The organism is Citrobacter sp. SX206, assembly GCF_024181025.1.
Classification (GTDB): domain Bacteria; phylum Pseudomonadota; class Gammaproteobacteria; order Enterobacterales; family Enterobacteriaceae; genus Citrobacter; species Citrobacter youngae.
In genome coordinates, this window is sequence record NZ_CP049738.1 from 2763223 (window position 1) to 2788099 (window position 24877).

The 24877-nt window shown below is 53.2% G+C and carries 28 protein-coding genes and 1 riboswitch; of the genes, 16 read left to right on the forward strand and 12 right to left on the reverse strand.

Annotated elements, in window-relative coordinates; all coding sequences use genetic code 11:
* Positions 1 to 4: 4 nt before the first annotated feature.
* The 12 genes from G8S19_RS13660 to pduF all read right to left on the reverse strand — a co-directional run bounded on the left by G8S19_RS13660 (position 5) and on the right by pduF (position 11105).
* Positions 5 to 790 carry a cobalt-precorrin-6A reductase gene (locus G8S19_RS13660; RefSeq protein WP_048211982.1) on the reverse strand — a complete coding sequence of 262 codons (786 nt, stop codon included), beginning with the start codon at positions 788 to 790 and terminating at the stop codon, positions 5 to 7.
* Positions 787 to 1512 (reverse strand): precorrin-3B C(17)-methyltransferase, encoded by a 726-nt coding sequence (locus tag G8S19_RS13665; RefSeq protein ID WP_048211983.1) that lies wholly within the window; start codon positions 1510 to 1512, stop codon positions 787 to 789. The genes G8S19_RS13660 and G8S19_RS13665 overlap by 4 nt, the downstream gene beginning before the upstream one ends.
* Complete coding sequence (gene cbiG / locus G8S19_RS13670; RefSeq protein WP_061067717.1) at positions 1512 to 2567, reverse strand: cobalt-precorrin 5A hydrolase; 1056 nt, start codon at positions 2565 to 2567, stop codon at positions 1512 to 1514. Before cbiG ends, G8S19_RS13665 begins: the two co-directional genes overlap by 1 nt.
* On the reverse strand, positions 2548 to 3321 hold the full coding sequence (locus G8S19_RS13675) for a cobalt-precorrin-4 methyltransferase (protein ID WP_005123046.1): 774 nt from the start codon (positions 3319 to 3321) through the stop codon (positions 2548 to 2550). The genes cbiG and G8S19_RS13675 overlap by 20 nt, the downstream gene beginning before the upstream one ends.
* Positions 3314 to 3883 (reverse strand): decarboxylating cobalt-precorrin-6B (C(15))-methyltransferase, encoded by a 570-nt coding sequence (locus G8S19_RS13680; RefSeq protein WP_048211985.1) that lies wholly within the window; start codon positions 3881 to 3883, stop codon positions 3314 to 3316. The genes G8S19_RS13675 and G8S19_RS13680 overlap by 8 nt, the downstream gene beginning before the upstream one ends.
* A complete protein-coding gene (locus tag G8S19_RS13685; RefSeq protein WP_048211986.1) occupies positions 3873 to 4478 on the reverse strand; it encodes a cobalt-precorrin-7 (C(5))-methyltransferase in 606 nt (201 codons plus the stop codon). The genes G8S19_RS13680 and G8S19_RS13685 overlap by 11 nt, the downstream gene beginning before the upstream one ends.
* On the reverse strand, positions 4472 to 5611 hold the full coding sequence (cbiD, locus tag G8S19_RS13690; protein WP_253685382.1) for a cobalt-precorrin-5B (C(1))-methyltransferase CbiD: 1140 nt from the start codon (positions 5609 to 5611) through the stop codon (positions 4472 to 4474). The genes G8S19_RS13685 and cbiD overlap by 7 nt, the downstream gene beginning before the upstream one ends.
* The gene (locus G8S19_RS13695) at positions 5608 to 6240 is read right to left on the reverse strand and encodes a cobalt-precorrin-8 methylmutase (protein WP_061067716.1); all 633 of its coding nucleotides are present in this window, start codon (positions 6238 to 6240) and stop codon (positions 5608 to 5610) included. The genes cbiD and G8S19_RS13695 overlap by 4 nt, the downstream gene beginning before the upstream one ends.
* A gap of 10 nt (positions 6241 to 6250) precedes the next feature.
* Positions 6251 to 7210: an adenosylcobinamide-phosphate synthase CbiB gene (cbiB, locus tag G8S19_RS13700; protein WP_121584490.1), complete on the reverse strand. Its 960-nt coding sequence runs from the start codon at positions 7208 to 7210 to the stop codon at positions 6251 to 6253.
* Positions 7207 to 8586 (reverse strand): cobyrinate a,c-diamide synthase, encoded by a 1380-nt coding sequence (locus tag G8S19_RS13705; RefSeq protein ID WP_124021646.1) that lies wholly within the window; start codon positions 8584 to 8586, stop codon positions 7207 to 7209. Before G8S19_RS13705 ends, cbiB begins: the two co-directional genes overlap by 4 nt.
* 87 nt (positions 8587 to 8673) lie before the next feature.
* Positions 8674 to 8849: riboswitch (cobalamin riboswitch) on the reverse strand.
* Between the two features lie 332 nt (positions 8850 to 9181).
* Positions 9182 to 10093 carry a regulatory protein PocR gene (gene pocR, locus G8S19_RS13710; RefSeq protein WP_048211991.1) on the reverse strand — a complete coding sequence of 304 codons (912 nt, stop codon included), beginning with the start codon at positions 10091 to 10093 and terminating at the stop codon, positions 9182 to 9184.
* Positions 10094 to 10295: 202 nt separating this feature from the next.
* The gene (gene pduF / locus G8S19_RS13715) at positions 10296 to 11105 is read right to left on the reverse strand and encodes a propanediol diffusion facilitator PduF (protein ID WP_101741436.1); all 810 of its coding nucleotides are present in this window, start codon (positions 11103 to 11105) and stop codon (positions 10296 to 10298) included.
* A 525-nt stretch (positions 11106 to 11630) separates the two neighbouring features.
* On the opposite strand from pduF, the gene pduA reads away from it, so the two are divergent.
* From pduA to pduS, 16 genes are read left to right on the forward strand one after another with little or no spacing between them, the layout of a single operon-like run.
* Complete coding sequence (gene pduA / locus G8S19_RS13720; protein WP_003030255.1) at positions 11631 to 11912, forward strand: propanediol utilization microcompartment protein PduA; 282 nt, start codon at positions 11631 to 11633, stop codon at positions 11910 to 11912.
* The gene (gene pduB, locus G8S19_RS13725) at positions 11912 to 12724 is read left to right on the forward strand and encodes a propanediol utilization microcompartment protein PduB (RefSeq protein WP_005128019.1); all 813 of its coding nucleotides are present in this window, start codon (positions 11912 to 11914) and stop codon (positions 12722 to 12724) included. Before pduA ends, pduB begins: the two co-directional genes overlap by 1 nt.
* Before the next feature lie 18 nt (positions 12725 to 12742).
* Positions 12743 to 14407: a propanediol dehydratase large subunit PduC gene (gene pduC / locus G8S19_RS13730; protein ID WP_005128020.1), complete on the forward strand. Its 1665-nt coding sequence runs from the start codon at positions 12743 to 12745 to the stop codon at positions 14405 to 14407.
* A 10-nt stretch (positions 14408 to 14417) separates the two neighbouring features.
* Positions 14418 to 15092, forward strand: a complete 675-nt coding sequence (gene pduD, locus G8S19_RS13735; RefSeq protein ID WP_005128021.1) for a propanediol dehydratase medium subunit PduD — start codon at positions 14418 to 14420, stop codon at positions 15090 to 15092.
* Positions 15093 to 15106: 14 nt separating this feature from the next.
* Positions 15107 to 15625, forward strand: coding sequence for a propanediol dehydratase small subunit PduE (gene pduE / locus G8S19_RS13740; RefSeq protein WP_048211994.1), 519 nt, complete (start codon positions 15107 to 15109; stop codon positions 15623 to 15625).
* 15 nt (positions 15626 to 15640) lie between these two features.
* Entirely contained in the window at positions 15641 to 17473 is a 1833-nt protein-coding gene (locus tag G8S19_RS13745; protein WP_253685384.1) for a diol dehydratase reactivase subunit alpha, read from the forward strand.
* On the forward strand, positions 17463 to 17813 hold the full coding sequence (locus G8S19_RS13750; RefSeq protein ID WP_048211996.1) for a glycerol dehydratase reactivase beta/small subunit family protein: 351 nt from the start codon (positions 17463 to 17465) through the stop codon (positions 17811 to 17813). The genes G8S19_RS13745 and G8S19_RS13750 overlap by 11 nt, the downstream gene beginning before the upstream one ends.
* A 19-nt stretch (positions 17814 to 17832) precedes the next feature.
* Entirely contained in the window at positions 17833 to 18108 is a 276-nt protein-coding gene (gene pduJ / locus G8S19_RS13755) for a propanediol utilization microcompartment protein PduJ (protein ID WP_001057752.1), read from the forward strand.
* A gap of 24 nt (positions 18109 to 18132) precedes the next feature.
* A complete protein-coding gene (locus G8S19_RS13760; protein WP_048211997.1) occupies positions 18133 to 18603 on the forward strand; it encodes a BMC domain-containing protein in 471 nt (156 codons plus the stop codon).
* The gene (locus G8S19_RS13765; RefSeq protein WP_048211998.1) at positions 18603 to 19235 is read left to right on the forward strand and encodes a phosphate propanoyltransferase; all 633 of its coding nucleotides are present in this window, start codon (positions 18603 to 18605) and stop codon (positions 19233 to 19235) included. Before G8S19_RS13760 ends, G8S19_RS13765 begins: the two co-directional genes overlap by 1 nt.
* Positions 19232 to 19723, forward strand: a complete 492-nt coding sequence (gene pduM / locus G8S19_RS13770) for a microcompartment protein PduM (RefSeq protein WP_253685386.1) — start codon at positions 19232 to 19234, stop codon at positions 19721 to 19723. The genes G8S19_RS13765 and pduM overlap by 4 nt, the downstream gene beginning before the upstream one ends.
* Before the next feature lie 3 nt (positions 19724 to 19726).
* Positions 19727 to 20002 carry a EutN/CcmL family microcompartment protein gene (locus G8S19_RS13775; RefSeq protein WP_048212000.1) on the forward strand — a complete coding sequence of 92 codons (276 nt, stop codon included), beginning with the start codon at positions 19727 to 19729 and terminating at the stop codon, positions 20000 to 20002.
* Positions 20003 to 20010: 8 nt separating this feature from the next.
* Entirely contained in the window at positions 20011 to 21018 is a 1008-nt protein-coding gene (gene pduO, locus G8S19_RS13780; RefSeq protein WP_253685388.1) for a two-domain cob(I)yrinic acid a,c-diamide adenosyltransferase PduO, read from the forward strand.
* Positions 21015 to 22400, forward strand: coding sequence for a CoA-acylating propionaldehyde dehydrogenase PduP (gene pduP, locus G8S19_RS13785; RefSeq protein ID WP_124021640.1), 1386 nt, complete (start codon positions 21015 to 21017; stop codon positions 22398 to 22400). Before pduO ends, pduP begins: the two co-directional genes overlap by 4 nt.
* A gap of 10 nt (positions 22401 to 22410) precedes the next feature.
* Complete coding sequence (locus tag G8S19_RS13790) at positions 22411 to 23523, forward strand: 1-propanol dehydrogenase PduQ (protein WP_253685390.1); 1113 nt, start codon at positions 22411 to 22413, stop codon at positions 23521 to 23523.
* Positions 23520 to 24875 (forward strand): cobalamin reductase PduS, encoded by a 1356-nt coding sequence (gene pduS / locus G8S19_RS13795; protein ID WP_253685392.1) that lies wholly within the window; start codon positions 23520 to 23522, stop codon positions 24873 to 24875. The genes G8S19_RS13790 and pduS overlap by 4 nt, the downstream gene beginning before the upstream one ends.
* The last annotated feature ends 2 nt before the right edge of the window (positions 24876 to 24877 follow it).

Sequence of the window (24877 nt, forward strand, 5' to 3'; positions counted from 1 at the left end):
CTCCTTAAGCCGCGGCCAGCCAGCGCGTTAAACGCGCCGCAAAGGCAGCCTGACTTTCCAGTAATTCTTCTCCCGTCACCAACGGTGCCGGGCGTGTAATCACGATGCAGGGGATACCGGCATCCAGACAGGGTTGCACTTTTTCCTGATAACCCCCTTCCGCGCCTGATGCCTTAGTGATCACCACATCAGCCTGACACTGGCGATAAAACGCAGCGTTGAACTCGGCGCTAAACGGTCCGCACAGCGCAAAGATCTCACCGACGCCAAATCCCAGGTCCGCGCATTGCTGAATGACTTCGGGTACAGGCAGGACGCGCGCCAGCAACGTTTTTTCAGGCAACTCTTCGCGCCAGATGGCCAGATCTTTACTGCCGGTCGTCAGCAGCACGCGGTCACCGAAGCGCCGCGCAACCTCGCTGGCTTGCTGAATGCTCTGTACGGTATACAAGTGCGGGTGGGTTAAACCGCTTAACTGTTCAGGGCGCTGATAGCGACTCAGCAGTACGCCCGCCGCTTCGCAGGCATTCATGATGTTGCGGCTCACCACCTCGGCGTAAGGATGCGAGGCATCGATCACCCAGCGCGTCCGATTTTCCTGAAGCCAGGCAATCATTTGCTCACGTTCCAGACGCCCGCAGCGCACCTGACCTTTGATGTCTCCCGCAAGCTGCTTTCCCGTCGGGGTCGCAACTGACAGGGTGTAAGCCACGTTTGCCGCATCCAGTTGCTGGCACAGCATGCGCGCGTCGCTGGTGCCGCCCATGACCAGCACATCACCATAATTCACAGCACATAACCTCGTGGCGTGATCATCAGGCCGTCCTGAACATAGGTTGTTTTATTGCCCACGATCACCAGACTGGTCATATCCACCGGTTCAAAATCCATATCACCGAGCGTGGTCAGCCATTTTTCCTGCTTTTTACGTCCGGCTGACTTCACAATACCAACCGGCGTTTGTGCGCTCTTGCTGGCGGAAAGCAGTTCAAATGCACGCGCCAGATGTCCTTCGCGACCCCGGCTGCGTGGGTTGTAGAAACAGATAACGAAGTCAGCTTCACCGGCAGCAATAATGCGTTTTTCGATAACCGGCCATGGCGTTAACAGATCGCTTAAGCTGATGTGGCAGAAGTCGTGCATTAGCGGCGCACCCAGCAAAGAAGCGGCGGCAATACTTGCGGTCATGCCAGGTATCAACCGGACCTCAACGTCCAGCTTTTGCTTGCTGACCAGTTCGAGTACCAGCCCGGCCATACCATAAATCCCAGCGTCACCGCTGCTGATCAACGCCACGTTGTGACCCGCCTGCGCCAGTTCGATCGCTGCCTGACAGCGTTCAATCTCTTTGCACATCCCGGTTTTGATCACCTGCTTGTCGCCTGTGAACGCTTTTACCAGATGGGTGTAGGTTTTATAACCCACGATGATTTCCGCTGCCTGCAATGCTTCAACGGCTTCCATGGTCATCATTGCCTGCGAGCCAGGGCCAATTCCAATTACGCTTAACATCAGTGTGAAACTCCCAAAGTGATCGTGACGCCCTGTTCTCGCAGGGTCTCGCCTAACAGTTGTCCGTGGCTCAGCAGCCAGGCTGCAGGACCGGAAACGCTTCCTGTACCCACCGTTTTGCGAACAAACGATGAGGCCGGAAAACGGTGTTCATGCTCACGCAGCGCGTCAGCGGTAAAGGTTTCGAAAGGCACGCGGCAACAGGAGGCCAACTGGATAAGCCCTTGTTCGTCTTTTTTCAGCGTGATGCTGCCAATGGCTTTTAACGCCAGCGGGTCGAAGCGCTGTGCTTCGAGTTGACGTGCCAGTAGCGCTGCTAACAGTGGAAACGGCGTATCCCGACGACAGCCAATTCCGGCAACCACTCGCTGCGGTACCAGCTTCCAGTGCACAACTGGCAGCTCAGGCAGATTGTTGCGCAAGGTAATACAAATCAGCGCATCCAGTTCAGGAAGCTGATTGAGGTCGGTCACCGTGATAAATCCACGGCGGTCGCAATGGCTGACGTCCTGTGCCAGTTCGTCGTCCCACCACAGACCAACCCGTTTGTTGCTGACCAGCATCTGGTTAACAATTTTGACCGCCGAGCGGAAATCATTCATACGGGCATTTAACTGAAACGCCAGCGTGTCCAGCGCCGCCATATCGTTAACATCCGTCGCGGTGGTAATGACCGGGTCGGCCCCCAGCATCCCCGCCAGATAACGCGCCAGAGCATTAGCTCCTCCCGCATGACCGGAGAGCAGGCTAATGACATGCTGGGCACGTTCATCAATGACCACCACTGCCGGATCGCAAAATTTGTCGTTGACCAGCGGGGCCAGCACGCGCACCGCAATGCCGGTCGCCCCGATAAAAATCAGCGCCGAGTAATTCGCAAACGCTTCGCGGGCGGTATTAGCAAAGCCGTTTTCGAAGGGAATAAACCCCTCCTCCAGCAGCTTTTCACTGGTAAAACAGGTTACCGGCAGCATCGCCGCCAGACGTTTAGCAAGCACAACGCCGCCGGGGGTCAGGCAAAATAGCGCAAGTGATTCAGGCTTTACGGTATTCATGGCTAAAATCCGCCGCATAGAGTTTGGAGTAGTGATACTCCGAGCCCAGGAAATTACCGACCAGAATGAGCGCCGTTTTACGGATCCCTGCGTCGCGAACTTTGTCGCCAATATCTGCCAGGGTACCACGCACGGTCTGACTTTCCGGCCAGGTTGCCTTGTAGATCACCGCCACTGGCGTGGCCGCCGGGTAACCGCCTTCAATCAGACGCTCAGCAACCCGGTGGATACGTTGGACGGAAAGATAAATCGCCATCGATGTCTGGTGACTGGCAAACGACTCCAGTTGTTCACGTTCCGGTACCGGCGTGCGACCTTCCAGACGGGTAATGATCAAACTCTGCGACACTTCCGGTACGGTATACTCGACGCCCAACTCCGCAGCCGCGCCCAGGAATGCGCTAACGCCAGGCACCACCTGCCAGTCGATCCCGCGTTTAGTCAACTCTTCGCCTTGCTCACGCACGGAGCCATATAAGGAAACATCACCGGTTTGCAAACGCACGACGGTTTTACCGGCTTTCACACCCGCTTCCATCAGATCAAGGATCTGCTCCAGATGCAGTTCGGCGCTGTCATGACATTCCGCTCCGGCCGGGCAATATTCCAGTAATTCAGTGTTAATCAGCGATCCGGCATAGATAACTACCTGTGCCTGCTGGAGCAACCGGTACCCTTTGAGGGTAATCAGCTCGCGATCGCCAGGACCTGCGCCAACAAACCACACACTACGGGGATCAAAAATCTCAGACATGGGTTCCTTCCTTCTGACAGGCGATAACAAATACGGGGTTATTCGGTTTGAAATAGTGACCACTACCCAGCGTGGTAAGTGAGGAAACCTGCAGTTGCAGGCAATCCACACCCTGTACGCCAGGACGGTCCAGATGAGCCAGCGCGGTGTTGAGGTTTTCCTGAAGGATAAATGTCATCACCAACCGCCCTGCGGGATGCAATTGACGCATTGACCAGTCAATCAGTTCGGTCAGATGGCCGCCGCTGCCGCCCATAAAAATGGCATCGGCTTTTTCCGCGATAGTCATCGGCGCGATACCTGGAAAAATGTCGATATTTGCGCAGGCAAAATGCTGACGGTTTTCGTCCAGCAGCCTGAGCGCATCCGGATTACGCTCAATTGCCGTCACGCGTAATCCTGGGTATTGCAGCGCGGCTTCTATCGACACGCTGCCGGTTCCGGCACCAATATCAATCAGGTGACTGGCGCGGTGTAATTCAAGTTTTGAGAGGGCAAGTGCGCGTACCGCTTCTTTGGTCATCGGCACTTTCTCTCCACGTAGAAAAAGCTCATCTTTCATCGAGTATCACCACTGCATTCATGTCATAGTCGGCTGTAATTTTGCTCACAGGCAGGCAGTGGATACGCTCATTGTCCATCGCCAGGTTTTCGCCAATCACCATCCAGCGATGTCCTTTGCCTCTGGCAACCAACTGCTGTGCAATTTCACGCGGACCACACAGCGCGTCGGTCACCATCGCAACCTTGTTATGTCGCGCCAGTTCATCAAAACAGACACTGCGACCATGGCTACTGGTGAGCCACATGTCGTTCATATCAATACCCGCTTGCGCACACAGATACTGCACCGCGCTAATGCCGGGAATAATGCGCACATTTTCAATACCAAAATGCGCCACCATCCGCGTGCCAATGCCGTAGAACAGCGGGTCGCCGGATGCCAGCACCACCACGTTTTGCGCCTGATGTTCGCCTATCCAGTTCAATAGCTCTGGAATATTGGCGCCAAGAGCAAACCGCTCACCGGCAAAATCCGGGAACTGCTGCAGATGTCGCTTGCCACCGATCAGCACATCGGCCATTGCAACCGCATCGCGCGCCACCGGCGTCATCAAATGCAACCCTGCGGGTCCCATCCCTACAACGGTTAACATTGCATCTCCTCAGCGATCTCGGTGATCGGGCGATTGCTCCCCAGCACCTGGTTATCAAAAGAGAACATGATGGCGTCGCAGGTCGGGGGATTTTTGGTAAAACGCAACGTTTGCAGGACGCGCATACAGATGCGCCTGGCCAGATGGTCATAAATGTGCTGGAAACCATACGCTTCGATGTGTTCCATCGCCGCCTCGGTGGTATCGCAGTCGCTGACCAGCGTCAGCAGTTCCAACGGCGCGCCAAGTAATGCGAGGTGAGCCACCAGCGTTTCCATGCGGGCATCAGCGATATGACTGTGGGTATGGAAGATCCCTGCCGCGATTTTGATAAGTTTGCCGGGGTGGCCGACCAGCACGATCTGGCGGAATCCCAGGCGTACCGCTTCTTCAATCATGTAACCGACAAAGTTGCTCATAGTGACCACAACCTGTGTGTCGATCCCCATTTGCTCACGCACAAAACGTTCGCCGTGATTACCCGGTACCAGTACTACGCGATCCAGCCCTGCCGCGCGTTTGATCTCCAGCTCCAGCGATAGCGAACGTTTCCAGCTCTCTTCTGACATCGGCGTAACAATGCCCGTGGTACCAATGATCGAAATACCGCCCAGAATCCCCAGCCGCGAGTTGTAGGTTTTTTGCGCCCGTTCTTCACCTTCAGGCGCAAAAATCTCAATTTTTGCCCCGCGATTTGGTCCAATCGCTTCACGTACTGCGGACTCAATGGTCTGACGAGGTGTCCGGTTAATCGCCGAACTGCCCACCGGCAAACCAATCCCTTTACGGGTCACCGTACCGACACCTTCACCGCCCTGTAAGACGATCTCTTTGCTATCGTCTAACGTCACGCGGGCAAAGATCAGCATCCCATGCGTGGCGTCCACATCATCGCCACCATCTTTGCGGATGGCGGCAATCGCCTGCTGCCCTTCGATATGCGGTGACTCCACGTTCAGGCATAACGTCACCCCGGAAGGCGTCACAATGGAAACCTGATGGATCAGATGCTGGCGCAGCACCATCAACGCAGCGACTTTTGCCGCCGCCGTCGCACACGATCCCGTGGTGTATCCTTTACGCAGCGCTTTACCGTTGTGCCACACTGGCGTGTCGAAGGACTGGTCGCTCATCGCACCCCCTGCATGTGATAAAGCATGGCGTTGACGATAGCGGCGGCGACGTTACTGCCACCTTTGCGACCTAATGCGACAATGGCGGGCAGATGACTTTGTGTCAGTGCGTCCTTCGACTCCGCCGCGCCAACAAATCCTACCGGTACGCCAACCACACCGCTGACAGGTGCATCATGTTCCAGCAGTCGGAACAACGCGGTTGGCGCGTTGCCAAAGACAAACAGTTTTTCGCCCTCTTCCTTCACGGCAATGTCGACTGCAGCCATTGAACGAGTGATCCCCTGTTCTTTTGCTGCCCGCACCACACGTGGGTCGCTGATGTAACAGCGGCATTCGCCACCGAATTTTGCCAGCAGGTTTTTGTTGATCCCGGAAAGCGCCATCGTGGTATCGGTATAAATCACGCTCGGACGACTCAATGCAGCGCAAAACTGTTCCAGCACATCGCTGGAAAACCACAGAATGTCCAGCCAGTCGAAATCCGCGGTGGTGTGGATCACCCGCTTGATGATGGCTTCATGCAACGGACTGGCAAACTGATAGTCCGGGCGGGTTTCACTGATAATCTCACCAATGATGTCGAAACTTTTGGCCTCAATTGCTTGAGGCTGCTGGATATAGTGCATTTTGTTGTCCTCAGGCGACACCGAGCCACAGCCAGCGCAGCGCAATAAAAAGCGCCAGTGCCAGGGTCGATGCTACCCACATCAATCGAATCGTTTGGGAAATGTCGTCTACAGAAATGTCTCGTTGTTGATCGCCAATCCACGGTTTTTCAACGCGCTCGCCGAAGTAGTCATTGGGTCCCCCCAGGCGAATACCTAATGCGCCGGCCACAGCAGCTTCCGACCATGCGCAGTTTGGACTGCTATGGTTGTAGCGATCACGCCAGCCAATCTGCAAAGCGCGTACGCCGTCCTGGCGGCATAAAAACGCCGCCACACCCAGCAACAGCCAGCTCAGTCTTGCCGGAATAAAGTTAGCGACATCGTCCAGACGGGCGCTGACCATGCCGATAGCACGGTACTTTTCATGTTTGTACCCCACCATTGAATCGAGGGTATTCACCGCTTTGTAGGCCATCGCCAGTGGCGCACCGCCCAGTAAGAGGAAGAACAACGGCGCGATGATGCCGTCAACGGTGTTTTCCGCCACGGTTTCCACCACGGCGCGGTTGATCTGTTTTGGTTGCAGCTGTGAGGTATCACGTCCCACAATCCAGGAGAGTTTTTCCCGACTTTCGGCAAGATTATTGGCACGCAATGGACGCTCTACATCCAGCGCAGCATTTGCCAGACAACGCCCCGCCAGCACAGTGAAAATCATCCACACCTCAACGACCCAACCAAACCAGGGATGAATTGATTGCGCCAGCGCCAGTACCCCCCAGGACACAGCCCAGGTCAGTCCAACCACCACAATCCACATCACTGCACCACCAATGCGAAGCGCGCGGTCGCTATGGCAGTAACGACGAACAACGCGTTGCACGGCAGAAATCAGATTGCCAATCCAGCGCACCGGGTGAGGCCAGTTCTGCGGATCACCAATGATAAAATCCAGCAGCCAGGCAACGCACCATGCGAGTATCGTCATAGCGCATTCCTCGCAGCGGCCAGCCAGTGATTGAGCATTTCGGGGCGCTGGGCAAAATGAACGTGCAGATAACTGGCGAAGGTGTTTCCGACCTGCCAGCCGCCGGACCAGGCTTGCAGCGTTTTGCCATCACGCACCTTGCGGCAATTCATCACCGCCGGGGTTTCAGGGGTAAAGTCGGAATAGTGGAATTCATGCCCGCGCAGGACTTCATCGGCCGTTGCCAGTAATGTTTGCTGTGTGGCTTGTGCCTCGCAGTAGCCAAACCGGGTCAGCCGTTTGCCCATTTTGCTGTGCCCAGGAATGATATCCGCCATTAGCCAGCAATCGCCGTTGCTGTCCTCCAGCGAGCTACCGAGATACATCAACCCTCCGCACTCTGCATAAATAGCGACGCCACGCTGATGCGCCGCTCGCAGTTGCTCCAGCATGGTGACATTACGGGCCAGGGCCGCAGCATGCAGTTCCGGATATCCGCCGCCTAACCAAATCATCTGACAGTCTGGTAAACAGGTATCATGCAGCGGGCTAAAACGAACAATATTGAGGCCCGTGCGCTCCAGCAGCGTAATATTGTCCGGATAGTAAAAGTTGAACGCTTCGTCATCGGCGATGGCCAGCGTTAACCCTGCTCCTGCGTCTGCTGCCGGTAGCGCGGGCCATTCGCCAACAGGAAGGGTGTTTAACTGGCTTAATGCCAACAACGCGTCGATATCCAGCGTCTGTTCCAGCGTCGCGGCAAAATCCTGCCACGGCTGCTGGTTGATAACTGACTCACGAGCGGTAACTAAACCCAGATGACGTTCAGGAAGCGCGACGCCCTCCATGCGGGGAACGTAGCCTAATACAGGCACGGAGCAGTAACGCTCAATGGCAACTTTGAGTAGCTGGTAATGTGTTTCGCTGTTGACCCGATTAACAATCACGCCTGCAATGTTCAGACTGGGATCAAAATGCTGGAATCCCATCACCGTGGCGGCTATCGAAGTGGAAACCGCCTTACCATCAACCAGCAAGATGACCGGGCAACCTAACTGTTTCGCCATCGCCGCAGTACTGCAGTAATCAGGGTCTGTACCATAGCCGTCATACAACCCCATAACGCCTTCGATAACGGCAATATCCGCGTGCTGCATCTGCTCGCAAAATAAGGCATTCAGTGTAGAGGTGGGTAGCATGAAGCTATCAAGATTACGGGAAGCCGTGCCGCACACCGCGGTGTGCCAGCCAGTATCAAGGTAATCAGGACCGACTTTGCATGGCTGGACGCGTAAACCGCGCTTTTTCATCAGGCTCAACAAGCCCAGCGTCACCGTGGTTTTGCCACAGCCGCTACCGGTACCTGCAAGAACAAATGCGTGAAAACTGGCCGCCATACCCTGATCCTGTTCAGGGTGGTAGGGGTGTATAGATACCCAGTCTCTCGACTGTATGCATCTGCGCAACCCACTTCCCACCGAAGTTGTTGGTAGTCACCGACAGGCAGGTCTTCTGGCTTAGCGTCGTCCTCGCCCGTCCTTCCCAATCTTGCGATCAGTGGTCTATACGGGGTCGTCAGCATCACAGCAGCGGGGGCTGCGGGGGATTCTCACCCCCTTCCCTACCACAAATGTGGCAAACCTGTCAGTTCAAGAGCCGATTTAATTTGGCTCTGTGTCTTGAGGCAAATTCACGACCTCATGACAATAATTCAATTTAATATCTTGCCGGGTACATTCAACCAATGTTATGGCCTCAACCCGTTTATTCATATGTTCATTTTTTGAATGAAAGCGTCATTAAAGAATAAAGAAAGTCTTTCACACAGACACTGTATCTCATCACAAAAATAAAAACTGGTGCAGTTTATCCCTCAAATACTATTATTTTGTTGCGCTATGACAATTTATTGACTGCTGTAGTTATTTTTCATTTTATAATGACTGACATAGCGTACGATATCAAAAATCGGCAATAGCAAATTATTGCTATTTAAGCTGTCTCTTCAGATGAGGTGACATTTATTTGCTGACGGAAAGCCTGCGGCGTAACCTGGTACGTTTGACGGAATACTTTGCAAAAATAACTGGTTTGTGAAAAGCCTAAATTTCGCGCAATACTGGCGATGCTCCAGTCGCTATGACAAAGCAACTCTTTGGCACTTGCCATTCGCTGTTGATTTACCCATGCGTTAAACCCTATCCCCTGATATTTTTTGAACAATTTGCTGAAATAGTAAGGACTGAGATAAACGTGAGAGGCAACATCTTCCAGACGCAGCTCGTCTGATAAATGCGCATCAATATAGCGCAAGGCTTTCTTCATTTTACTGTCATGCGGATTGGTACTGCGGTTAGCGCGTACCGGTTCTGACTGCTGCGGATTGTCTTTGATTACGACGAAATTCAGTTGTTTTTTAAGACAATTTTCTACAATGAGCTTTAGCAAATCCGCGGAAGCAATAACCCGCGAATAGTCCATTTCCGGTACATTACGAAATTCACTCACCAGTTCGGGATCGGCTTGCCAACGGTCGTCCACGTTCAGAATATCCACCAGCCCCACGTCATTGCTTAGGCGCACCTGACCACATAAGACAAACCCGACCAGATGTCCCGCAATGACCAGCGGAATGGAGAAGTCGGTAAGTCCGGCATGGCAGCGATAAATGCAGGGTTGATCGGATTTTGAAGCTTCCAGTCCCCCACAGCGATCGCTCATACGACATCGTGTACTATGCTGAGGATGCTGGCGCATCAACTGGCAAAAAGGAGTGAAATTAAAAAGCTCAGAAATTTCATCACCGTGAATATTGACAACCACAACAGCCAGACTGGTGGCCTGCGCAAAATCCTGTGCGATTTTATTAATGAGTTCTGAGTTCAGGGCACTCGCAGAAATCATGATAAAACCTCTCAGTTAATTTATTGTTATAAATAAAACACATTATTTACATCTGCTTTTCATCTCGCTATCCAGAGCAATGATAAAAGGCGTATTCGAACATAACAAAAGTCTCCCATTCTTGGGAGACTTTTTAAGCGGTTCAGGAAACCTGATCACGAAAACAGTTATTACATTTCAAAAATAAACATTTTCCGTGAAGCTAACGCTCATTTTCCTCCAGCTTACAGCTATTACACGGTAAGTTTTTGCCAATAAAGTAACGATAAATTGCTGCCCCCGCACAAGCGCCAATGATAGGTGCCACGATCGGGACAATAAAGTAAGGAATATCACGCCCCCCAGTCATCGCGACATCCCCCCAGCCCGCCATCCATGCGAACAATTTTGGCCCAAAATCACGAGCCGGATTCATGGCAAATCCGGTAAGCGGTCCGGTCGATGCCCCAAGAACGGCAACCAGAATACCGATCAGTAGTGGTGCCAACGGCCCCCGGGGAATCCCATTGCCATCATCGGTGAGCGCCATGATCATCCCCATCAGAATGGAGGTAATCACAACTTCCACCAGTGCAGCCTGCCAGACGCTGAGTGCAGCGGCAGGATAAGTGCTAAATATGCTGGCAAGCTGCAAACTTTCGAAGCTACCCCGCACCATGTGGTGGGCGGTTTCGTACTCGATAAACAAACTGCCATACAACAAATAGGCGAGCAGAGCGCCACCAAAGGCACCAGCCACCTGAGCAATGGAGTACGGCAACACTTTACGACCTGGAAAACAGGCAAACAACCACAGTGCAATGGTGATAGCGGGATTGAGATGTGCACCTGAGATCCCTGCTGTCAGATAAACTGCCAGAGAGATCCCCAGTCCCCATATAATGCAGATCTCCCATAACCCTAAACTGGCACCGGCTACTTTCAGGGCGCTCAGGCATCCAATGCCAAAAAACAAAAACAACCCGGTACCCAAAAACTCGGCAATGCATTGCGCTTTTAGTGAATCGTTCATTGTGACACCTTCTAAGCAGAGTTCGTGTCTTTACCAGCGGACTCCTTGCTGGCAAGTAGAATACTTCGAGGCTTACTATAAAAAGCCATGTCGGCAAATTGTTGGCAATCTGCGGGCGGTATGACTTTAAAAATCGTGTTGCGATAGCAAATTCTTGCCATCACTTTTATTAAACAAAGCCAAATGACGGGGAATTTCTCTATTATTTGTACATTTTAGAAATAATAAAATATTGCCAATAGCATAATCTTGTTTTCAGATAACCGTCACAAATTCATTTTCCCCGCATAGCAAATGATATTTTGCCTGTCACGTTCAAAAGTGTAAATATGGAATTAACATAACCAAATAATCACATCAACAAATCTAAAAATAATCAATAAAAACAACATAATAAAATAATTAACAGCAATTTTATATCACCAGTTCCTCACTATTTTTTCTCTCATACATTCAAGTCAGCCATTCTTTTTCCTCGCTTCTTTTTATAGTCATGAAAATCGGGACAACCCAGGCGAGGTCTTTATGCAACAAGAAGCGTTAGGAATGGTAGAAACCAAAGGCTTAACTGCAGCCATAGAGGCCGCAGATGCAATGGTGAAGTCAGCCAATGTAATGCTGGTCGGCTACGAAAAAATTGGTTCGGGACTGGTAACAGTCATTGTCCGCGGTGATGTCGGCGCGGTTAAAGCAGCAACAGATGCCGGTGCCGCCGCGGCCCGTAACGTGGGAGAAGTGAAAGCCGTACACGTCATTCCACGTCCTCATACCGATGTCGAAAAAATCTTACCGAAGGGAATTAGCTAATGAGCAGCAATGAGCTGGTTGAACAGATCATGGCGCAGGTGATTGCTCGTGTGGCAACGCCAGAACAGCAGGCTATCCCTGAAAATAATCCTCCAACACGAGAAACGGCTATGGCAGAGAAGAGCTGCAGTTTAACGGAATTTGTCGGTACTGCGATTGGCGACACCGTCGGTCTGGTGATCGCCAACGTAGATAGCGCCTTACTGGACGCGATGAAACTTGAAAAGCGTTATCGCTCCATTGGCATCCTTGGCGCACGTACTGGTGCGGGTCCACACATCATGGCTGCTGATGAAGCGGTGAAAGCCACAAATACTGAAGTCGTCAGCATCGAGTTGCCGCGTGATACCAAAGGCGGCGCTGGTCATGGTTCGCTAATAATTCTCGGCGGTAACGACGTTTCTGACGTGAAGCGCGGGATTGAAGTTGCGCTGAAAGAGCTGGATCGCACCTTTGGCGACGTTTATGCCAACGAAGCCGGTCACATCGAGATGCAATACACCGCACGCGCCAGCTACGCGCTGGAAAAAGCCTTTGGCGCACCGATTGGTCGTGCCTGTGGCGTCATCGTCGGCGCACCCGCATCCGTAGGTGTCCTGATGGCCGATACGGCGCTGAAATCCGCCAATGTTGAAGTGGTGGCCTACAGCTCCCCCGCCCATGGCACCAGTTTCAGCAACGAAGCCATTTTGGTCATTTCCGGTGACTCAGGGGCCGTGCGTCAGGCTGTTATCTCAGCCCGTGAAATCGGTAAAACCGTGCTGGCGACCCTCGGCTCAGAACCCAAAAACGACCGTCCGTCCTATATCTGATATCAGTGAGGCTGATTCATGAGATCGAAAAGATTTGAAGCACTGGCGAAACGCCCTGTGAATCAGGACGGCTTCGTTAAGGAGTGGATCGAAGAAGGCTTCATTGCGATGGAAAGCCCGAACGACCCTAAGCCGTCGATTAAAATCGTCAACGGGATGGTCACTGAACTGGACGGCAAATCCGCCAGTGAATTTGATCTGATTGACCACTTCATCGCGCGCTACGGCATTAACCTGGCTCGCGCTGAAGAGGTGATGGCGATGGACTCGGTTAAACTCGCCAATATGCTTTGCGACCCCAACGTCAAGCGTATGGACATTGTTCCTCTGACCACGGCAATGACGCCAGCGAAAATTGTGGAAGTGGTTTCGCACATGAACGTCGTTGAGATGATGATGGCCATGCAGAAAATGCGTGCCCGCCGTACCCCATCTCAACAAGCGCACGTGACTAACGTCAAAGATAACCCGGTACAGATTGCCGCCGATGCTGCAGAGGGTGCCTGGCGTGGCTTTGATGAGCAGGAAACGACCGTTGCTGTTGCACGTTACGCGCCGTTTAACGCGATTGCACTGCTGGTAGGTTCGCAGGTTGGACGCCCAGGTGTGTTAACTCAGTGTTCTCTGGAAGAAGCCACCGAGCTGAAACTCGGCATGTTGGGCCACACCTGCTACGCAGAAACCATCTCCGTCTACGGTACTGAACCCGTCTTTACAGACGGTGACGACACGCCATGGTCAAAAGGTTTTCTGGCCTCTTCTTACGCTTCACGCGGCCTGAAAATGCGCTTCACGTCTGGCTCCGGTTCAGAAGTTCAGATGGGCTACGCCGAAGGCAAATCGATGCTTTATCTGGAAGCGCGCTGCATTTACATCACCAAGGCAGCTGGCGTTCAGGGTTTGCAAAACGGTTCAGTAAGTTGCATTGGCGTACCTTCAGCCGTGCCATCGGGTATTCGCGCGGTGCTGGCAGAAAACCTGATCTGCTCGTCACTGGATCTGGAGTGTGCCTCCAGTAATGACCAGACCTTTACCCACTCCGATATGCGTCGTACTGCTCGTCTGCTGATGCAATTCTTGCCGGGTACAGATTTCATTTCATCTGGTTATTCCGCTGTTCCGAACTACGACAACATGTTCGCCGGTTCCAACGAGGATGCCGAAGATTTTGACGATTACAACGTCATCCAGCGCGATCTGAAAGTCGACGGTGGTCTGCGTCCAGTGCGAGAAGAAGACGTTATCGCCATTCGCAATAAAGCAGCTCGCGCACTGCAGGCCGTATTCGCCGGGATGGGATTACCGCCAATCACCGACGAAGAAGTCGAGGCCGCGACCTACGCCCACGGTTCAAAAGATATGCCAGAGCGTAACATCGTTGAAGACATCAAATTTGCGCAAGAGATCATCAATAAAAACCGTAACGGTCTGGAAGTGGTGAAAGCTCTTGCTCAGGGCGGGTTTACCGATGTCGCTCAGGACATGCTCAACATCCAGAAAGCCAAGTTAACCGGGGATTATCTGCATACCTCCGCCATTATCGTTGGCGACGGACAGGTGCTGTCCGCAGTAAATGACGTCAATGACTATGCCGGTCCGGCAACAGGTTATCGCCTGCAAGGCGAACGCTGGGAAGAGATCAAAAACATCCCTGGCGCACTTGATCCCAACGAACTTGGCTAAGGGGTGAAAAATGGAAATCAATGAAAAGCTGCTGCGCCAGATAATTGAAGACGTACTGTCTGAAATGCAAACCAGCGACAAACCTGTCTCATTCCGCTCAACGACAGCGGCTAGCGCACCACAGGCTGCAGCGGTACAAGGCGACAGTTTTCTGACTGAGATTGGCGAAGCCAAACAGGGCCAGCAGCAGGATGAAGTGATTATTGCCGTAGGGCCAGCGTTTGGTCTGTCGCAAACCGTCAATATCGTCGGTATACCGCACAAAAATATCTTACGCGAAGTGATTGCCGGTATTGAAGAAGAAGGCATTAAAGCGCGCGTTATCCGCTGCTTTAAATCCTCTGATGTGGCGTTTGTTGCCGTGGAAGGTAACCGCCTGAGTGGCTCCGGGATCTCTATCGGCATCCAGTCAAAAGGCACCACGGTTATTCATCAGCAGGGATTACCGCCGCTTTCTAACCTGGAGCTGTTCCCTCAGGCACCGCTTCTGACGCTGGAAACCTACCGTCAGATCGGTAAAAACGCCGCGCGTTATGCCAAGCGTGAATCTCCGCAACCGGTCCCTACGCTGAATGACCAGATGGCTCGTCCTAAGTACCAGGCGAAATCAGCCATTCTGCACATTAAAGAGACCAAATACGTCGTGACGGGCAAAAACCCGCAGGAACTGCGCGTGGCGCTTTGATAAAGGATAACTCCATGAATACCGACGCAATTGAATCGATGGTTCGGGATGTGCTGAGCCGGATGAACAGCCTGCAGGGAGAGTCCGCAACTCCGACCACGGCGAGTTCATCAGCTCATACCGCGAAAGTCTCGGACTACCCTCTCGCGAATAAACATCCTGAGTGGGTAAAAACCGCAACCAACAAAACCCTGGATGACTTCACGCTCGAAAATGTTCTGAGCAATAAAGTGACGGCGCAAGACATGCGCATCACCCCTGAAACGCTGCGCCTCCAGGCGGAAATCGCCAAGGATGCCGGACGTGACAGGCTGGCGATGAACTTCGAGCGCGCCGCTGAGCTAACCGCCGTACCTGACGACCGTATTCTTGAGATCTACAACGCGCTGCGCCCGTACCGCTCAACGAAAGACGAGCTGATGGCCATCGCCGACGATCTCGAAAATCGTTATCAGGCAAAGATCTGCGCAGCTTTCGTTCGTGAAGCGGCAGCGCTGTACGTTGAGCGTAAAAAACTCAAAGGCGACGACTAACTCAGGGACAGGATCATGCGATATATAGCTGGCATTGACATAGGCAACTCATCCACGGAAGTCGCTCTGGCTACCCTGGATGAGTCTGGCGCACTGAGCATCACCAGCAGTGCGCTGGCGGAAACCACCGGGATTAAGGGCACATTGCGTAATGTGTTTGGCATTCAGGAGGCGCTTACGCTGGCGGCTAAAAACGCCGGAATCAATGTCAGCGATATTGCGCTCATCCGTATTAACGAAGCCACTCCGGTCATTGGCGACGTGGCGATGGAAACGATCACCGAAACCATCATCACTGAGTCCACTATGATCGGTCATAACCCTAAAACGCCAGGCGGCGTCGGGTTAGGCGTCGGCATCACGATTACGCCGGAAGACCTGCTCAGTCGTCCGGCGGATACGCCCTATATTCTGGTAGTGTCATCAGCATTTGATTTCGCCGATGTCGCCACGATGATAAATGCCTCCGTCCGCGCCGGGTACCAGTTAACTGGCGTTATTTTGCAGCAGGACGATGGCGTGTTGGTCAGCAATCGTCTGACTCATCCCCTGCCCATCGTCGATGAAGTGCTTCATATCGACCGCATCCCGTTGGGTATGCTGGCCGCTATTGAGGTCGCTGTTCCAGGCAAGGTTATCGAAACCCTTTCCAACCCGTACGGAATCGCGACTGTCTTTAGCCTTAGCGCAGAGGAGACCAGGAACATTGTCCCCATGGCCCGCGCACTGATTGGCAACCGTTCTGCGGTAGTGGTGAAAACGCCGTCAGGTGATGTGAAAGCTCGTGCAATACCTGCCGGAAACCTGGAACTGCAATCGCAAGGACGAACCGTACGCGTCGACGTCGCGGCAGGTGCCGACGCGATTATGAAAGCGGTTGGCGAATGCCCGAAACTGGATAACGTCACCGGAGAGGCGGGAACCAATATTGGTGGCATGCTGGAGCACGTACGCCAGACAATGGCTGAATTAACCAACAAACCCAGTCATGAAATCTTTATTCAGGATCTGTTGGCAGTTGATACTTCAGTCCCAGTCAGCGTGACCGGGGGACTTGCCGGCGAGTTTTCGTTGGAACAGGCTGTTGGTATTGCTTCTATGGTGAAATCAGATCGCCTGCAAATGGCGATGATTGCCCAGGAAATAACGCAAAAACTCAACATTGATGTGCAGGTTGGTGGTACTGAAGCCGAAGCCGCTATTCTGGGTGCCTTAACCACACCGGGTACTACACGTCCACTGGCTATTCTGGATCTTGGGGCCGGATCTACTGACGCCTCTATCATCAACCCGAAAGGCGAAATTATTGCCACGCATCTGGCAGGAGCCGGCGATATGGTCACAATGATCATTGCCAGAGAACTGGGGCTGGATGATCGTTATCTCGCTGAAGAGATTAAAAAATACCCGCTGGCGAAAGTTGAAAGCTTGTTCCATCTTCGCCACGAAGACGGCAGCGTCCAGTTCTTCCCCACCCCGCTCCCGCCAACGGTATTTGCCCGCGTGTGCGTGGTGAAACCCGATGAACTGGTGCCACTGCCGGGCGAACTGGCGCTGGAGAAAGTTCGCGCCATTCGCCGCAGCGCCAAGGAGCGCGTTTTCGTCACCAACGCGCTCAGAGCGCTGCGTCAGGTAAGTCCGACCGGGAATATTCGGGACATTCCTTTTGTCGTGCTGGTTGGCGGTTCCTCGCTGGACTTCGAAGTTCCGCAACTGGTCACCGATGCACTGGCTCATTATCGCCTCGTTGCCGGGCGCGGCAACATTCGTGGCACCGAAGGTCCGCGCAATGCGGTTGCCACAGGGTTGATTCTCTCCTGGTACAAGGCATTCGCTCATGGAAAGTAATCTCACCACGCCAGCCATTGTTATCTTCACTACTACCGGCTGCGCTGAAGTCTGGAATGACGTGCTGCTGGGTATTGAGGAAGAAGGGATCCCCTTTGTGATTCAGGAGAGCCATTCAACTGACGTTATCCACAATGCATGGCTGGCTGCCTGCCAATCACCATTGCTGGTTGGCATTGGCTGCAGTCATGAAAAACTGGTCGTGCACTACAAAAACTTACCTACATCAGCGCCACTTTTTACGCTGACGTATCAACAAAATAGCCATGATCGCCGCAGCATTGGCAATAACGCTGCGCGGCTGGTTAAAGGCATTCCGTTCCGCGAATGCCACTCATAATCCACAGGAGAAAAGCAGTATGAATAACGCACTGGGACTGGTTGAAACAAAAGGGCTTGTCGGCGCTATTGAAGCCGCTGATGCCATGGTGAAATCCGCAAACGTGCAGTTGGTTGGTTACGAAAAAATTGGTTCAGGCCTGATCACCGTGATGGTCCGCGGGGATGTCGGCGCCGTAAAAGCAGCGGTAGATGCAGGAAGCGCAGCAGCAAGCGCCGTTGGCGAGGTGAAATCCTGCCACGTTATCCCGCGTCCGCATAGCGACGTTGAAGCCATTTTACCTAAATCTGCATAAGTCGTTGCAAACAAGGAGCACAGCGTGAAGCAATCACTGGGATTACTTGAAGTTAGTGGTCTGGCATTAGCCATCAGTTGCGCGGACGTCATGGCGAAAGCCGCCTCCATCACGCTGGTGGGCCTCGAAAAAACCAACGGCTCAGGCTGGACGGTGATCAAGATAATCGGGGATGTGGCCTCCGTTCAGGCGGCTATATCCACCGGTGCTAATTTAGCAGAATTGCGAAATGGACTGGTCGCGCACAGGGTCATTTCCAGGCCCGGAGAAGGCATTCTTTCCCACAGTGTGCCCGTGCAGCCAGAGCCAGCGCCAGAACCGATACCTTATCTATCGCAAGAGCAAGAAGAGATGGCTACAGAAATTGCATTACCTGAAGCCGCGCAACAGGCAGAGTTGATTAGCTGCAATCTGTGTCTTGACCCTGCCTGTCCCCGTCAAAAGGGCGAGCCGCGCACTCTTTGTCTGCACTCTGGTAAACGAGGTGAAGCGTAATGGATAAACAGCAACTGGAAACAACGGTCAGTAAAATACTGGATGAAATGCGTGAACGCCCTATCCCTCTCGGGATTTCGAATCGCCACATCCACCTTTGCGCCGAGGACTACACTCGCCTGTTTCCTAATCAGCCGATTAGCGAGAAAAAGGGTCTGTTGCAGCCCGGACAATATGCCGCAGATCAGACCGTCACGCTGGTCGGACCGAAAGGTCAGTTAAAGAATGTGCGTCTGCTTGGTCCACTGCGTAGTACTAGCCAGGTGGAGATATCTCGTACCGACGCCCGCACATTAGGTATCGCTGCGCCGCTGCGCATGTCCGGCAATATTCAGGGTACGCCTGGCATTCGTCTTATCAGCCCCTTTGCTGAACTGGAGTTACCCTCCGGGGTTATTGTTGCCCAGCGACATATCCATATGTCGCCGCTGGATGCGCTGATACTGCGTGTATCTCATGGAGATAAAGTCTCCGTGGCAATCAATGGCGATGAACGCCGACTGATTTTCGATAACGTCGCCGTCCGCGTTTCGCCGGATATGCGCCTCGAAATGCATATCGATACAGACGAAGCCAATGCTGCAGGCGCTGATAATCCCCAGGCATTCGCCACACTGGTGACCTCACGATGAACAACGAACTGCTGCAACGCATTATCGAGGAGGTTGTTTCCCGATTAAAAAAACGCGCGGAAAGCACGCTCACTCTTAGCGTCGCACAGTTACGGGAAATTGATTCCCGGACATTATGTTGTCAGTACTCGTCACTGCACCTCCTTCAGGCAGACCTGCCTTTACTGGAAAAAATTGCAGATTGCAGTCCGTCCAGTGTCGCAGTGGTAACAATCCACGAGGCGCTGGCATGCGGGCTTCGCGTAAAAATCTCTCTACAGCATCGGCTGCTACCGGCACTCCCCGTGAAAAAGCTCGCGCGTCTGCCGCTGGAATTCAGTGACGAACTGGGGCGAATCATCTTTTTGCATCCTGAAACGCTTCTCAGCTACGCCGACGTCGCCCAATTGAAGGATGGTGTACTGGTACTACGCCGTCGATGTGTCGTGACGGCTCTGGCTCAGGAAGCTGTCGGTACGCGAAATGTCCAATTAATTAAGCAGGAGTGAGCTATGCATTTGGCCCGGGTTACAGGCGTTGTGGTTTCCACGCAAAAATCCCCATCACTGGTGGGAAAAAAACTCTTGCTGGTACGTCGGGTGAGTGCTGACGGAGAGCTCCCCGCCTCCCCCGCTACCGGAGATGAAGTCGCGGTTGACTCAGTCGGTGCAGGAACGGGCGAACTGGTGTTACTCAGCAGTGGATCCAGCGCCAGACACGTTTTTTCCGGCCCGAATGAGGCCATCGACCTGGCTATCGTCGGCATTGTCGACACGCTTTCTCGTTAGGAGGAACTATGGCGATTTATACCCGAACGGGCGATGCCGGTACAACAGCTCTCTTTACCGGACAACGCGTGAGTAAAACGCATCCGCGCGTCGAGGCTTACGGTACGCTGGATGAGCTTAATGCAGCGCTTAGCCTGTGCGTTTGCGCGGCGAAAAACCCGCAGCACCGCCAGTTGCTTGAAAATATTCAGCTGCAGCTTTTTTGGTTCAGCGCCGAACTGGCAAGCGAAAGCGAACAGCCAACGCCAGAACAGCGCTACATCAGCTCAGAAGAAATTGCTGCACTGGAAGCCGCCATCGATACCGCGATGAGGAGAGTACCGCCCCTACGCAGCTTTATTTTACCAGGCCGCAGCGAAGCCGCCAGCCGACTACACTTCGCCCGCACACTGGCTCGCCGCGCAGAGCGGCGACTGGTCGAACTCTCCACAGAGATCTCCGTCAGACATGTATTGATGCGTTACATCAATCGCCTGTCCGATTGCTTATATGCGCTTGCACGCGCAGAAGATCATGATGCTCATCAAAACCACATTATTCAGAAAGTGACGGAGCGCTATCTCGCAGCCATCCGCACATCAGCCACCCAGGAGCCGACTATGTCACTGTCTTTTCAGGAGCTCCACCAACTGACTCGCACGGCGGTGGCGAGAGCAGAAGAAATTCAGGTTCCGGTCGTCATTTGCATTGTTGATGCGAACGGAACTCAAACGGTGACCTGGCGCATGCCTGACGCATTGCTCGTCAGTAGCGAACTGGCACCGAAAAAAGCCTGGACCGCCGTGGCGATGAAAACCGCCACGCACGAGCTGACATCAGCGGTGCAACCAGGGGCCGCGCTTTACGGTCTGGAAAGCCATATGCAGGGAAAAGTCGTCACCTTCGGTGGCGGGTACGCATTATGGCGAGAGGGTTTACTCCTTGGGGGTCTTGGCATCAGCGGGGGAAGCGTTGAGCAGGATATGGACATTGCAGAAACGGCCATTGCGGCGATTAACGTGAGAACACATCAATGAATACTTCAGAACTTGAAACGCTTATTCGTAACATTTTGAGTGAACAACTCGCCCCGGCAAAAGCAGAAGTTAAGGGTAATGGAATTTTTCCTTCCGTTAACGAAGCAATTGATGCCGCGTATCAGGCTTTTCTGCGTTATCAGCAATGTCCATTGAAAACCCGCAGCGCCATCATCAATGCCCTGCGAGAAGAACTGACGCCTCACCTGGCTTCACTGGCCGCCGAGAGCGCTGCCGAAACAGGAATGGGCAACAAAGAGGATAAATTCCTCAAAAACAAAGCCGCGCTGGACAACACCCCGGGTATCGAGGATCTCACTACCACGGCGCTAACCGGTGACGGTGGCATGGTGTTGTTTGAGTACTCTCCATTTGGGGTGATTGGCTCCGTTGCGCCAAGTACCAACCCGACGGAAACCATCATCAATAACAGCATCAGTATGTTGGCCGCGGGAAACAGCGTTTATTTTAGCCCGCACCCTGGCGCAAAAGCAGTATCACTGAAACTGATTGCCATGATTGAAGATATAGCCTTCCGCTGCTGCGGGATCCGGAATCTTGTCGTCACGGTCACAGAACCCACTTTTGAGGCTACCCAGCAGATGATGGCACACCCTAAAATCGCAGTTCTGGCGATTACCGGCGGCCCTGGCATTGTTGCTATGGGTATGAAAAGCGGGAAAAAAGTCATTGGCGCAGGTGCAGGAAATCCGCCCTGTATTGTTGATGAAACTGCCGACCTGGTTAAGGCGGCGGAAGATATCATCAACGGCGCATCGTTTGATTACAACCTGCCCTGTATTGCTGAGAAAAGCCTGATTGTTGTCGATGCTGTTGCTGAACGACTGGTCCAACAAATGCAGTCTTTTGGCGCGTTACTTCTGCACAACGAAGACGTCAACAAACTGCGCGCCGCCTGTCTACCTGAAGGCATAGCCAATAAAAAACTGGTTGGAAAGAGTCCAGCAGCCCTGCTTGAAGCTGCGGACATACCGGTTCCGGCAAAAACACCTCGCCTGTTGATTGGCATCGTCAATGCTGACGATCCATGGGTCACCAGCGAACAGTTGATGCCAATGCTGCCCATCGTGAGCGTAAAGGATTTTGACAGTGCACTGGCGTTGGCACTGAAAGTTGAAGAGGGACTGCATCACACTGCCATCATGCATTCACAAAACGTGTCACGTCTGAATCTTGCCGCCCGCACCCTTCAGACCTCAATATTTGTGAAAAATGGCCCCTCTTACGCCGGTATTGGTGTCGGCGGTGAAGGCTTTACAACCTTCACTATTGCGACGCCAACCGGTGAAGGAACAACATCTGCGCGCACTTTCGCACGCTCTCGTCGTTGCGTGCTGACAAACGGTTTTTCTATTCGTTAATGGGGCCGTTATGAATAGCTTTTCACTGCAAACTCGATTGTACAGCGGCCAGGGAAGTCTGGATGTGCTCAAGCGCTTCACGAATAAGCATATCTGGATTATTTGCGATGGTTTTCTCGCGCGTTCTCCCCTGATTGAAAAGCTGCGCAACGCTCTGCCAGCGGATAACCGCATCAGCATTTTCAGCGATATCACCCCCGATCCGACCATCAGCACTGTAGTTCAAGGGATTGCACAAATGCAGTCCCTGCGGCCGGACGTCGTGATGGGTTTTGGTGGCGGCTCAGCACTGGACGCCGCAAAAGCCATCGTCTGGTTCAGCCGACAGTTCGGTATTGAAATTGAAACCTGTGTCGCAATTCCCACTACCAGCGGTACGGGCTCCGAGGTAACCAGCGCCTGCGTGATTAGCGATCCGGATAAAGGCATTAAATATCCATTGTTTAATAATGCGCTTTATCCAGACATGGCCATCCTTGATCCAACGCTGGTCGTCAGCGTACCGCCAGCCATAACCGCGAATACCGGCATGGATGTGTTAACGCATGCGCTGGAGGCATACGTGTCCACGAAGGCCAGCGACTTCACCGATGCACTGGCTGAAAAAGCGGCTCAAATCGTCTTCCAGTACCTGCCTGTCGCCGTCAGCAAAGGTGAATGCCTGGCAACCAGAGGGAAAATGCACAATGCGTCAACGCTCGCGGGAATGGCATTTAGTCAGGCTGGACTGGGGATCAATCATGCGATTGCCCATCAGTTGGGCGGTCAGTTTCATCTGCCACACGGACTTGCCAATGCGCTGCTGCTGACCCATGTCATTCATTTTAATGCTCGCGATCCGCGGGCCGCGAAGCGCTATGCCCGTTTCGCTAAAGCCTGCCATTTATGCCCGGATAACGCGAACGATACAGCGGCATTGAATGCGCTCATTCATCATATCGAGCTACTCAAAAAACAGTGTGCGTTGCCTTCTTTAGTTGACGCGCTTAAAGACGGAAAGCAAGTCTGGTCGCAACGTATCCCGTCGATGGTTCAGGCCGCGCTGGCTGACGTCACGCTGCAAACCAATCCTCGTGTTGCCGACGCCAGTGCCATGCAGGAACTGCTTGAGGAATTATTATGAAGACAGCCAAGACGGCGGAGTCCACGCTCTATGATGCGCAGACAATTCGCGAACGCGTTCGCGCAGCGGGTGTTGTCGGAGCCGGAGGCGCAGGCTTTCCCGCTCACGTAAAATTACAGGCGCAGGTCGATACCTTTCTGGTCAATGCAGCTGAATGTGAGCCAATGCTGAAAGTTGACCAGCAGTTGATGGCCGTCCAGGCTGAGCGACTTATCCACGGCGTTCAATATGCCATGACGGCTACCGGCGCCAGTGACGGTATTATTGCGCTCAAAGAGAAATACCAGAAGGCTATCAATGCGTTAACGCCTCTTCTGCCTGCCGGCATCCGCTTACATATTTTACCCGATGTTTATCCGGCTGGTGATGAGGTGCTGACCATCTGGATGGCAACAGGCCGGAGAGTTCCACCTGCTGCGCTGCCAGTCAGCGTCGGCGTGGTGGTCAATAACGTCCAGACCGTGCTCAATATCGCCAGAGCGGTCGAACAACAGTACTCCGTTACCCGTCGCACTCTGACCGTCAACGGTGCAGTCGCCAGACCGTTAACGCTGAGTGTTCCTATCGGTATGTCTTTACGCGAAGTTTTGGCACTGGCCGGAGGCGCAACCGTTGATGACCCCGGCTTTATTAACGGTGGTCCGATGATGGGCGGCCTGATTACCTCTCTGGATATCCCTGTGAGCAAGACCACCGGAGGCCTGCTGGTTTTGCCTAAGTCTCATTCGTTGATTCAGCGGCGGATGCAGGATGAACGTACTGTGCTTTCCGTCGCGAAAACCGTTTGCGAACAGTGTCGTTTGTGTACGGACTTATGCCCAAGGCACTTGATTGGCCACGAGTTATCACCGCACCTGCTGGTTCGCGCGGTTAATTATCAGCAGGCAGCCACGCCGCAGTTGCTGCTCACGGCCCTGACCTGTTCAGAATGCAATGTCTGTGAAAGTGTGGCTTGTCCGGTAGGGATTTCACCGATGCGCATCAACCGCATGCTTAAACGCGAGCTGCGGGCGCTCAACCATCGATATGAAGGGCCGCTAAATCCTGAGGATGAAATGGCCAAGTACCGGCTGATCCCGGTTAAGCGCCTTATCACCAAACTGGGTCTTAACGACTGGTATCACGACGCGCCACTGGCTGAGACTGATTATCCCACAGATAAAACGACGCTGTTGCTACGCCAGCATATTGGTGCCAGCGCCATTCCATGCGTACAGCAAGGCGAACGCGTTGTTCGCGGTCAATGCGTCGCCGATGTGCCGTCCGGAGCATTAGGCGCACCTGTCCACGCCAGTATTGACGGTATTGTCAGCGAAATTACTGAACAATCCATCACGGTAATAAGAGGTTAATC